General features: G+C 52.4%; 13 protein-coding genes. 7 read left to right on the forward strand and 6 right to left on the reverse strand.

Going from position 1 to position 10,225, the window contains the following annotated elements; genetic code table 11:
- Positions 1-477: 477 nt before the first annotated feature.
- The 4 genes from OSB_RS15770 to dnaQ are packed head-to-tail and all read left to right on the forward strand — an operon-like array spanning position 478 to position 3,215.
- The gene (locus OSB_RS15770) at positions 478-1,077 is read left to right on the forward strand and encodes a Maf family protein (protein ID WP_049835883.1); all 600 of its coding nucleotides are present in this window, start codon (positions 478-480) and stop codon (positions 1,075-1,077) included.
- Positions 1,074-1,907: a shikimate dehydrogenase gene (locus OSB_RS15775; RefSeq protein WP_049835884.1), complete on the forward strand. Its 834-nt coding sequence runs from the start codon at positions 1,074-1,076 to the stop codon at positions 1,905-1,907. Before OSB_RS15770 ends, OSB_RS15775 begins: the two co-directional genes overlap by 4 nt.
- Positions 1,904-2,497 carry a dephospho-CoA kinase gene (gene coaE / locus OSB_RS15780; RefSeq protein WP_049835885.1) on the forward strand — a complete coding sequence of 198 codons (594 nt, stop codon included), beginning with the start codon at positions 1,904-1,906 and terminating at the stop codon, positions 2,495-2,497. The genes OSB_RS15775 and coaE overlap by 4 nt, the downstream gene beginning before the upstream one ends.
- Complete coding sequence (dnaQ, locus tag OSB_RS15785; protein WP_049835886.1) at positions 2,490-3,215, forward strand: DNA polymerase III subunit epsilon; 726 nt, start codon at positions 2,490-2,492, stop codon at positions 3,213-3,215. Before coaE ends, dnaQ begins: the two co-directional genes overlap by 8 nt.
- Here the strand turns inward: dnaQ and secB are convergent.
- Complete coding sequence (gene secB, locus OSB_RS15790; protein WP_049835887.1) at positions 3,212-3,721, reverse strand: protein-export chaperone SecB; 510 nt, start codon at positions 3,719-3,721, stop codon at positions 3,212-3,214. The genes dnaQ and secB overlap by 4 nt on opposite strands.
- A gap of 56 nt (positions 3,722-3,777) precedes the next feature.
- On the reverse strand, positions 3,778-4,263 hold the full coding sequence (locus OSB_RS15795) for an FxsA family protein (RefSeq protein ID WP_049835888.1): 486 nt from the start codon (positions 4,261-4,263) through the stop codon (positions 3,778-3,780).
- Between the two features lie 122 nt (positions 4,264-4,385).
- Between OSB_RS15795 and OSB_RS15800 the strand changes: the two genes are divergently transcribed.
- The 3 genes from OSB_RS15800 to OSB_RS15810 all read left to right on the forward strand — a co-directional run bounded on the left by OSB_RS15800 (position 4,386) and on the right by OSB_RS15810 (position 6,669).
- Entirely contained in the window at positions 4,386-5,045 is a 660-nt protein-coding gene (locus OSB_RS15800; RefSeq protein ID WP_049835889.1) for a Tim44/TimA family putative adaptor protein, read from the forward strand.
- A gap of 65 nt (positions 5,046-5,110) precedes the next feature.
- Entirely contained in the window at positions 5,111-6,082 is a 972-nt protein-coding gene (mltA, locus tag OSB_RS15805; RefSeq protein WP_049836219.1) for a murein transglycosylase A, read from the forward strand.
- Entirely contained in the window at positions 6,079-6,669 is a 591-nt protein-coding gene (locus OSB_RS15810; RefSeq protein ID WP_049835890.1) for a Smr/MutS family protein, read from the forward strand. Before mltA ends, OSB_RS15810 begins: the two co-directional genes overlap by 4 nt.
- Here OSB_RS15810 and OSB_RS15815 read toward each other — a convergent pair.
- From OSB_RS15815 to trxA, 4 genes are all read right to left on the reverse strand, one after another.
- Complete coding sequence (locus tag OSB_RS15815; protein WP_049835891.1) at positions 6,652-7,884, reverse strand: MFS transporter; 1,233 nt, start codon at positions 7,882-7,884, stop codon at positions 6,652-6,654. The genes OSB_RS15810 and OSB_RS15815 overlap by 18 nt on opposite strands.
- A 37-nt stretch (positions 7,885-7,921) precedes the next feature.
- Positions 7,922-9,229 carry an ATP-dependent protease ATPase subunit HslU gene (gene hslU / locus OSB_RS15820; protein WP_049835892.1) on the reverse strand — a complete coding sequence of 436 codons (1,308 nt, stop codon included), beginning with the start codon at positions 9,227-9,229 and terminating at the stop codon, positions 7,922-7,924.
- A complete protein-coding gene (hslV, locus tag OSB_RS15825; protein ID WP_049835893.1) occupies positions 9,222-9,752 on the reverse strand; it encodes an ATP-dependent protease subunit HslV in 531 nt (176 codons plus the stop codon). The genes hslU and hslV overlap by 8 nt, the downstream gene beginning before the upstream one ends.
- A gap of 111 nt (positions 9,753-9,863) precedes the next feature.
- The gene (trxA, locus tag OSB_RS15830; RefSeq protein ID WP_049835894.1) at positions 9,864-10,184 is read right to left on the reverse strand and encodes a thioredoxin; all 321 of its coding nucleotides are present in this window, start codon (positions 10,182-10,184) and stop codon (positions 9,864-9,866) included.
- Positions 10,185-10,225: the final 41 nt, after the last annotated feature.

Consider the following 10,225-nt stretch of genomic DNA (forward strand, 5'->3'; position numbering starts at 1 on the left):
TCTAATCAGGAAAAAGCCTTTCGGACGAAAGGTGTCTTTGCCTAAGCGTTCTAAGACCATGTGTCAATTAACTCAGGACGGTTGCAAACTAGGCAAGTAGTTCGAGTGTTTTCTTTCTATCCAATAAAAAAGAATAAAAATGTGGTTGTAGTAGTGATGATGTGGACGGATTGGAAAAGTTGGTATCTCCACACAGTTATCCACGACTATCACGGAGCAGAAACTGTGTGAATGTAGGCGAAGATATTTTAAATAATTGATAAATAACGTTTAAATAGGATAACCAAGACTTGATCCCAGAAAATTAGCGATTCAGGATCGGTTTTATCCACAGCAATGATTCTTCCTTATCCTAAGTGGATAACTGGCGTTAAGAATGGGACATCTCGTATAACTTTGACGTTCGTGGGATCCTGTTGCCCTTAGCCCTAATTCACCCCATCACGTGTACACGCAGTAACCCACTGGGATATCCACATGACTGAACCAATTATTTTGGCGTCCACTTCTGAAATTCGCAGCAAATTACTGCGAAACGCAGGGTTAGATCATACCATCACTCCCGCACGAATCGATGAAGATTCGATTAAGCGCGCTTTAGAAGCTGAAGAGGCCACGCCGCGTGACATTGCAGATACCCTTGCAGAAATGAAAGCCCGCAAAGTGGCTGAAAAGGGGATCGGGGGCTTGGTGCTAGGCTGTGATCAAGTGTTGTCGTTTAAAGGAGCAATCCTTTCAAAGCCCAAAACTCGTCAAGAAGCACACGATCAACTCGTTGCGTTGCGCGGACAGCCGCACCAATTACTGTCTGCGGCGGTCATCTACGAAGACCTTAAACCCGTTTGGCGGCATGTCGGTGTAGCACGGCTTGCGATGCGTGATTTTTCAGATGCGTATTTAGACGACTACTTAGAACGAAACTGGGACAGCATTCGCTGGTCCGTCGGTGGGTACAAAATAGAAGAAGAGGGCATTCGCTTATTCCGTATGGTACAAGGCGATACATTCACCATTCAGGGTATACCTTTACTGGAACTCTTGTCTTATCTCACTCTGCGCGGAACACTGCCAACATGACTGATCGAACAATCCCTCTCGCCGGCGTTCTTGGAAACCCGATTTCCCAATCCAGATCGCCACAGCTTTTCCGTCACTGGTTAAAGGCATATGACCGTCCGGGTTTTTATGTGCCTGTTCACGTGACTGAAGGCGATTTGGAGCAAGTCATTCGTACAATGCCAAAAATGGGTTTCGTTGGCTGTAATGTAACCGCGCCCCATAAAGTTGACGTACTTGAGATCGCGGACCTCGCAACAGATCGTGCGACGCTAATTGGTGCCGCGAATACTCTGATCTTCCGCAAAGACGGAAAGATCCACGCGGATAATACGGATGGGTATGGTTTCATCGCGAACCTGAAACAAGGCGCACCGGGCTGGGCTCCGTCCATTGGTCCGGCGGCCGTTCTTGGTGCGGGCGGCGCGGCGCGTGCGGTGATTGCGTCTTTGATCGACGTTGGTGTTCAGGAAATTTTTCTGAGCAACAGAACCCGACCCAAAGCTGAAGCGCTGAAGGCGGCGTTTGGGACCAAAGTTACAGTTGTAGATTGGGTACAGGCCGGAAACATGTTGGAGGATGCGGCGACAGTCGTGAACACAACATCGCTTGGCATGGCGGGCAAACCAGAGTTTCGCGTTCCGCTTGATGGGTTGCGGCGCGGCACGGTTGTTACTGACTTAGTATATAACCCGCTTAAGACGCGGCTGTTGGTGGAAGCAGAAGCGGCGGGCTGTGTCGTCGTGGATGGCTTGGGCATGTTGCTTCATCAAGCTGTCCCTGGGTTTGAACGCTGGTTCGGCGTGCGCCCTGAAGTTGACGTCGACACACGCGCAGCTGTTCTCGCATGAGTTTTGTTCTCGGCCTTACGGGGTCTATCGGCATGGGCAAATCTACGACCGCACAGATGTTTGCGGATGCGGGTGTTCCGGTTTGGGATGCCGATGCGGTGGTTCGTAAGCTGTACGGTGCAGGGGGATCAGCCGCCGACGCCGTGGTAAAGCACTATCCGGAAGCGATTGAAAACGGTGCAGTTTCCCGTGAGAAATTGCGCGCTTTGATTGCCGCGAACCCTGCAATCTTAGACCACATTCAGAAAATCGTTCATCCGCTGGTCGCTGCAGATCGTGCCGAGTTCTTGGAAATCGCGGTAGCTCCGATTGTCGTTCTTGATATTCCACTGCTGTTTGAAACGGGTACGGACAGTTTTTGCGATGCAATAGCAGTGGTTTCTACCACCGCCGTCGAGCAACGCGAACGGGTTCTCGGGCGCGGTGAAATGTCAGAAGCCGACTTTGAATTAATCCTATCGCGGCAAATGCCAGATGCAGAGAAACGGGCGCGCGCGCGGTGGGTCATCTTGACGCAAACGCTGGACGGTGCGCGAAGATCTGTGAAAGATATCTTAGTGGAAATTGCCAAGGAACTTCCCGATGCGTGAGATCGTTCTTGATACTGAGACAACAGGTTTTGAACCAAGCGAAGGCGATCGTATCGTTGAAATTGGTGCGATTGAATTGCTCAACCATATGCCCACGGGCCGGACGTATCATCAGTACATCAACCCAAAGCGGTCAATGCCCGCGGGCGCGTTTGAAATTCACGGAATTGGACCAGACCTTTTGGAACCGCCAAAAGACCCGACCCCTGGTCAAGTAATTCTACGCGACAAACCTGTTTTTGCGGATATCGCGCAGGCCTTTGTAGATTTCATCGGCGACGCAAGACTTGTTATTCACAACGCCGCTTTTGACATGAAGTTTCTGAATGCCGAACTTGGTTGGTTGAACCGAGCTTTGTTACCCATGGACCAGTCGCTCGATACGCTTGCGATCGCGCGCAAAAAGTTCCCTGGTTCGCCTGCGTCTTTGGATGCGCTGTGTCGTCGTTTCGGAATCGATAACTCAAACCGGACATTGCACGGCGCGCTACTCGATAGTGAAATTCTTGCTGAAGTTTACCTTGAACTGATTGGAGGACGTCAGCCGGACCTTGTGATGGGCGGTCAGACAGAAGCAAAGACCACGTCGGCAGGATCGGACTGGCGGCCACAACCACGGCCAACACCGCTCGCGTCAAAAATAAAAGCGGCGGAGGCCGATGCCCACGCCGCTTTCATTGATACGCTGGGCGATGATGCCCTTTGGAAAAAGACCTAAGCGTCTGCCGTTTTCTGCTGCGCTGCACGTAGTGCAAGTTGCTGGCGGTAGATTGCGACAAAATCAATTTGCTCAAGGTTCAGCGGTGGGAAGCCACCATCACGTGTAACGTCACTGACGATGCGGCGGATGAACGGGAACGTCATGCGAGGGCATTCGATCATCAGGTACGGGTGCATTTGCTGTTCTGGCACGCCTTCGATTTCGAACACGCCGGAATACTCAAGCTCAAGCATGAACAAGTTCTTATCCGAACCAGCGTTGGTTGAAGATACCTTCAACTTGGTGATTACTTCATACTGGTTTTCAACGCCGCGCTTGCGTGCATCAAGGTTCACTTCGACCTTGATCTCAGGCTTAACTTCACCGTCGACGCCTTTTTGCGCCATGACGTTTTCGAACGAAAGGTCGCGAACAAACTGGGCGAGAATACGTTGTTTGATCTGTGGTGCTGCGGCTGCTGCATCTGCTGCGCCGTTTGTTGGTGTTGTTTCTTCTTCGGCCATTTGGCCCTCCGGATTTCAATTAATTCACGCCCGTGTATCAGGCGCAGGTGCGAGCCTCAATGTTTAGTCCATCCTGATGGGCCGTCATTGGGACGATTGTCAGGGTCAATCTCTTCGAATTCACCATCAATTACGCGATCATTCGGGTGTGATCGATTTGATTGAGAGCTATCAGGCCCCATTTGAAAAGACTGAACGTTCACGCGACTGCGCATGTATTTGTAAAGGCCAGTACGCACGCCGGGAATCAAGAGAGCAAACCCGACAAAATCGGTAAAAAACCCCGGTGTAAGTAGCAAAGCGCCTGAAAATAGGATCATCGCACCATGTGCGAGTGGTTCTGTTGGGTCCTGCAAGCTGGAAAAGGACGTGCGCAAGTCTAACATTGCGCGATTTCCCTGACTGCGCACCATCCATGCACCCAAGATCGCCGTTGCGATCACAATCGCAAGCGTCCAACCGAGCCCGATTGCGCCACCGACTTGGATAAAGAGAGTGATTTCAAGCAATGGGATGCCGATAAATAGCAAAAGCAAAAGCATGGGACCTCCGATGAGCCAATGAATTATGTGGGCTAAGGTGGACTTGGCCCTATACCAGCCCTACATAATGTCGGTACCGCGATGTTACCACTTGTCTTGAAATTATCTTGAAAGAAACGCACATGAATTCGCCCGCTCTTCAGCTTCTGGTTCTCGCAGCAATTGCGATATTCCTGATCCTTCGCCTGCGCAGTGTGTTGGGAACGCGGGAAGGGTTTGAAAAACCAAAGACACAAAAGCAAGCGCCTAAACGGCGAACTGGTCCCACACTTGAAGTAATTGACGGTGGGCCTGATCCAGATGTTACCGACTATGTTGAAGCCGACAGTGATACAGGCAAGGCATTGTCTGCGATGAAAGCAGCCGATCGGTCTTTCAATGTTCGTGAATTCGTTCGCGGTGCGCGCGGCGCATATGAAATGATCCTGACGGGTTTTGAAAAGGGCGACCTTGCCGAAATCAAACCGTTCTTGTCGGATGATGTTTACGAAGCCTTTGCTGGTGTTGTCGAAGCCCGCGAAAAAGACGGGCTGAGCGTCGATTTCACGTTTGTTGGAATTTCGGAAACCACACTTGTTGGCGCTGATTTTGACGAGGCGACGAATGAAGGCGAAGTTTCGGTGAAGTTCGTGAGTGAAAGCACATCGGCAGTTTATGATAAGGGTGGCGATCTAAAGGAAGGATCTACTACCGACATCAAGAAGCAACGCGACGTCTGGACGTTTGGCCGCAAGATGGGCACTGGCGATCCCAATTGGTTCCTCGTCGCCACAGGCGAATGAAGGTTCGGGCGGCTGCCGTTGGGCTGTCGCTGATCCTGCAATCATATTTTGCGACAGAGGCGGCAATGGCCAATCCGACGTACCAACTTTTGCAATTTGAAGAGCTGGAAGGCTGGGCGGAAGACGACCATCAGGCCGCTTTCGATGTGTTCCTGTCCACGTGTGGCGACATGCGTGACCCCGCTTGGGAAGCGATCTGCGCTGTTGCTGGTCAGGGCCACGAAGCACGCGGGTTTTTCGAACGTTTCTTTACCCCTGTCCTTATTGAGGACGGCAAAGACGCGTTGTTCACTGGGTATTTTGAACCCGAATTGCGCGGCTCACTAAACCGTGGTGGTCCTTATCAGTACCCTCTTTATCGCCAGCCAGATGATGTTTCCTCTCCTTGGTTAACGCGCCAAGAGATTGAAGAAACCGGCGCGCTTTCCGGTAAAGGACTTGAAATAGCGTGGATCGATGATCCCGTTGATGTGTTCTTTTTGCAGGTCCAAGGTTCGGGTCGTGTGAAGTTGGATACGGGAGGCGGCATTCGTGTCGGCTACGGTGGTGCAAACGGTCACGAGTATTCATCAATCGGGCTAGAGTTGGTGCGTCGAGGAATTTACGAGTCCCATCAGGTTTCCGCCGATGTCATCCGGAACTGGGTGCGTAATAACGGCCAAGAAGGTCTACAACTTTTGTGGGCGAACGACAGTTTTGTCTTCTTCCGTGAGGTCAACGAAGTGCCTGCCCATATGGGCCCGCTTGGTGCGATGAACAGGTCAGTTACGACGATGCGCACCGTGGCGATTGACCCAAGCTATATCCCTTACGGCGCACCGGTTTGGATTGAAATGCAAGGTGCCAATCCGCTCAACCGTTTGATGGTGGCACAAGATACTGGATCGGCAATTCGTGGATCGCAACGTGCCGACATTTTCTTTGGAACCGGCGATGAAGCAGGACGAGCGGCAGGACGAATTAAAGATGGCGGGCGCATGGTGGTTCTGATGCCAATTCAAAGCGCCTACGCGTTGCTTCCAGATGTGATCGAATGAAACGGCCTCGACATTTGTCAGCTGAAGAAAAGGCTTTGTGGGAAACGGTGACAAAGCGGACAGAGCCGCTTGAGAAACCTGTTGGAAAGTTGATACGCGCTGCACCCAAGACACCAAAGCCGTCGCCAAGCGTGTCAAAACCTCGGCCAATACCTTCGTTCAATATCGGTGATTCAGTCGATCATCGATCAGACCATGACTTACTCCCGTCGCTTGGCCAACAAATGCGTGCCGCACCTGTTCAAATGGATCGAAAGGCGTTTGGAAAATTGCGGCGTGGAAAGTTAAAACCGGACGCACGGATCGATTTGCACGGGATGACAATGGCGCAAGCGCATCCAGCTCTTACAGGTTTTATTCTACGGTCAGCCAGCGCTGGGCATCGTTTGGTTTTGGTGATCACCGGCAAAGGTAAAGATCGCGACGATGGAGGCCCGATCCCCACCAAGTTCGGCGTCTTGCGCCATCAAGTTCCGCAATGGTTGTCTATGGCGCCATTAGGTGGATTGGTGATGCAAGTTAGTGAAAGCCACATTCGCCACGGCGGGCAGGGCGCGTATTACGTTTACCTACGTCGCGCGCGCTGATCTTCGCATGAGCGCGACAGGATACAGCAAAAGCAGGGCAGCAATCGCAAAGCACGCGGAATAGCCGAGCATCTGCACCTCAAACCCAACCCCATTATCGATTAGCCAGCCGCTTATCCCCGGACCGAGTGCGGAGCCGAGAACCATAAGAGCGGTTGCCGCGGCTTTGATGGATCCTAGGTGTTGTGTTCCAAAAAATTCTGCCCAACATGCATTCAAAAGGGTTGCTTGCCCGCCTCCCGCAGCTCCCATCAGGATCAATGCCAAAGCGGTCCACCCCAAGCTGGGTGCATACCAGTGCAAGATGAAAGCGATGATGTAGGGGATCAGGTAGAACGGCAGAAGGCGCACAGCGCCAACACGATCTACTGCCCAACCGTAGATAATTGTCGAAAGGAATATCGTAGCGGTTCCCAACGGGAACACCGCCACAAGGGCGAGGTGCGACCAACCCTTGATTTCAGCGAAATGCACTTGGTGAAACCAGAAGGCGGTTCCAAAACCAGAGAATGACATGACGGCTGGGGCCATTGCCCAAAACATCGGGTGACGCAAGGCGTCCATTCTGGTCCAGTGCTTGCCGTACAATCCTGTTGACTGCTCACTCGAAGACACTGATTGCGGTGTGCGTTCCAAACGCAGCAATCTAAAAAGCACTGGTGCCATGGCAAGGCAGAACAATGCGCATCCGAGCCAAATGAAATGCCAATCTACCCGTGATTTCATCCAGACCATTAACAACGGCAAGGTCGCTTCGGCCAACATATACCCCATCGCGGCAACAGCGAGGGCGCGTCCGCGCGTCGCGACGAACCAACGGGCCATTGCAACGGTGGCAACTTGGGTTGTCATTCCCTGACCAAAGAAGCGCAGAAAAAAAACTACTAGAGGAAGCAAAGCAGCAATCGGGTTCAGCGCCATCAAAACGCAGGACAGCCCGAGTAGTAGGATCACTGTAATTCCCAATTGTCGAACGCGGAACCGGTCGGCCAGCCCACCAGCAAAGACCATGATAGCAGCAGACGCACCCGTGCCGATCATATAGATCAGTCCCCAGTCGCCGTTGCTTAACCCGTATTGTTCACGGATCTCACCACCGAAGATTGAGATGAAATAGGTCTGCCCAAAGCTGGACAAAAACGACAGCAACGCGCCCGTCGCGAGGAAGGGCGCGTTTTCACGGATAAAATGGATGTAGCCGGAATCGCGGGTCATGCAGCTTTATTGGCCGGATGCCCGCGACAGGGAAGCGCTAAAGAACGTAGCGGCTGATGTCAGTTGAGCGGCTTAGCTCACCAAGGTGTTCTTCGACAAAGGCGGCATTGACTTCAATGGCGTCGCCACCACGGTCTGGCGCGTTGAAAGAAAGGTCTTCAAAAACACGCTCCATGACGGTGTACAAACGTCGCGCACCTATGTTTTCAACGCTTTCGTTCACTTCGGCGGCAATACCTGCGAGGGCTTTGATACCGTCTTCGCTAAACGTTACTTTAACGTCCTCGGTTCCCATGAGCGCGGTGTACTGACGGGTCAGCGCGTTGTCTGTTTCCGTGAGAATACGCACAAAATCGTCTTCAGTAAGTGCGCGCAGTTCCACACGAATTGGAAGACGGCCCTGAAGCTCTGGCAAAAGGTCGGACGGCTTGGCGATGTGGAAAGCGCCGGATGCGATAAATAGAATGTGGTCGGTTTTAACCGAGCCGTGCTTGGTTGAAACGGTGGTGCCTTCGATCAGCGGTAGCAAATCGCGCTGCACACCTTCGCGCGAAACGTCTGCGCCACGAGCATCAGAATTGCGGCAAACTTTGTCGATCTCATCGAGGAAGACGATACCGTTTTGCTCAACTGCCTCTAACGCAATCTTGGTGATGGTTTCATCGTCCAGCAATTTGTCCGCCTCGTCAGCGATCAGCAACTCGTAGCTTTCAGAAACGGTGACGCGTTTCTTGGTGGTGCGCCCACCAAAGGCTTTGCCGAACATCGCACCGAGGTCCATTCCGCCAGGCATCTGCCCAGGCTGACCAGGTATTTCCATACCGCCCAGTGGGCTAGAGTTATCCGTGACCTCAATCTCGATGATTGTATCGTCCAGCTCACCACTTTTCAGTTTTTTGCGGAACATGTCACGCGTGCCGCTGCGGGCGTCTTCGCCGGCGATAGCGTCAATTACGCGTGCTTCGGCAGCCTCATGCGCTTTTTGTTTCACGTCGTCGCGCAAGTAATCGCGAGTCTCAACGATTGCAGCTTCGACCAGATCACGGATGATTTGTTCAACGTCCCGACCAACATATCCAACTTCCGTGAATTTAGTTGCTTCGACTTTGATAAATGGCGCGCGGGCAAGTTTGGCCAAGCGGCGCGAGATTTCAGTTTTTCCGACGCCAGTGGGCCCAATCATAAGAATGTTCTTTGGGTACACTTCATCGCGCAGATCGTCGTCGAGATGTTTACGACGCCACCTATTGCGAAGCGCCACGGCGACAGCGCGTTTGGCGTCGTTCTGGCCAATGATATGACGGTCTAATTCAGATACGATTTCGCGGGGTGTCAGGTCAGTCATGCTTGATGGTCTCCACGGTCAGATTACCGTTTGTGTAAACGCAAATGTCGGCGGCGATTGCCATGGAACGGCGCGCAATCTCTTCGGCGGAAAGATCATGGTCCATCAATGCTCGACCAGCGGCGAGGGCGAAGTTTCCGCCTGAACCAATCGCCGTCACATCGTGTTCGGGTTCCAGAACATCGCCTGCGCCCGTGATTACGAATAGGTCTTTGCCGTCTGTGACGATCAACATCGCCTCAAGTTTCTGGAGGTATTTGTCGGTGCGCCAATCTTTGGCAAGCTCGACAGACGCCCGTGCCAATTGGCCTGGCGTAGCCTCAAGTTTCTTTTCAAGCCGTTCAAGGAGCGTGAATGCATCCGCGGTGGAACCGGCAAAACCGCAAATTACGTCGCTGCCACCGACTGTGAGACGGCGCACCTTTGTAGCAGTGCCTTTCATAACCGTCTGCCCGACAGAAACTTGCCCGTCACCCGCGATGACCACTTCGTCACCTTTGCGTACACCGATAATTGTTGTCATGTCGTGTCCTTACGTTGCTAATGAATTATATGGCAACGCAATTGGCGCGGCACAAGGTTCCATGCAAAAAGGGCGCCCCATTGGGACGCCCTTAAATTCAAATAGAAGCGCTTAGATGCTTTCTTCGATCCAACCCTGAAGCGCCGCTTTTGGGGCCGCGCCGGTTTTGTTGGAAACGACTTCGCCACCTTTGAACAGAAACAGTGCCGGAATGCCGCGTACGCCCATTTGAGCAGGGGAATTCGGGTTTTCGTCAACGTTCACTTTGACGATTTTCACTTTGCCGTCCAGTTCAGCGGAAAGTTCTTCGAGCGCTGGGCCGATTTGCTTACAAGGACCGCACCATTCTGCCCAGAAATCAACCACTACTGGGATGTCGGACTGGCGAACTTCTGCGTCAAATGTATCGTCTGTTACTGCTACGGTGGCCATTGGCTCTACTCCTTGGGGGTATGTATTTGCATCGGGAACGT

The sequence above is a fragment of the Octadecabacter temperatus genome, assembly GCF_001187845.1.
GTDB classification, from domain to species: Bacteria; Pseudomonadota; Alphaproteobacteria; order Rhodobacterales; family Rhodobacteraceae; genus Octadecabacter; species Octadecabacter temperatus.

Coding starts and splice junctions, on each gene's coding strand:
- OSB_RS15770 (WP_049835883.1), top strand. CDS start 478: ATGACTGAACCAATTATTTTGGCGTCCACTTCTGAAATTCGCAGCAAA.
- OSB_RS15775 (WP_049835884.1), top strand. CDS start 1,074: ATGACTGATCGAACAATCCCTCTCGCCGGCGTTCTTGGAAACCCGATT.
- coaE (WP_049835885.1), top strand. CDS start 1,904: ATGAGTTTTGTTCTCGGCCTTACGGGGTCTATCGGCATGGGCAAATCT.
- dnaQ (WP_049835886.1), top strand. CDS start 2,490: ATGCGTGAGATCGTTCTTGATACTGAGACAACAGGTTTTGAACCAAGC.
- secB (WP_049835887.1), bottom strand. CDS start 3,721: ATGGCCGAAGAAGAAACAACACCAACAAACGGCGCAGCAGATGCAGCA.
- OSB_RS15795 (WP_049835888.1), bottom strand. CDS start 4,263: ATGCTTTTGCTTTTGCTATTTATCGGCATCCCATTGCTTGAAATCACT.
- OSB_RS15800 (WP_049835889.1), top strand. CDS start 4,386: ATGAATTCGCCCGCTCTTCAGCTTCTGGTTCTCGCAGCAATTGCGATA.
- mltA (WP_049836219.1), top strand. CDS start 5,111: ATGGCCAATCCGACGTACCAACTTTTGCAATTTGAAGAGCTGGAAGGC.
- OSB_RS15810 (WP_049835890.1), top strand. CDS start 6,079: ATGAAACGGCCTCGACATTTGTCAGCTGAAGAAAAGGCTTTGTGGGAA.
- OSB_RS15815 (WP_049835891.1), bottom strand. CDS start 7,884: ATGACCCGCGATTCCGGCTACATCCATTTTATCCGTGAAAACGCGCCC.
- hslU (WP_049835892.1), bottom strand. CDS start 9,229: ATGACTGACCTGACACCCCGCGAAATCGTATCTGAATTAGACCGTCAT.
- hslV (WP_049835893.1), bottom strand. CDS start 9,752: ATGACAACAATTATCGGTGTACGCAAAGGTGACGAAGTGGTCATCGCG.
- trxA (WP_049835894.1), bottom strand. CDS start 10,184: ATGGCCACCGTAGCAGTAACAGACGATACATTTGACGCAGAAGTTCGC.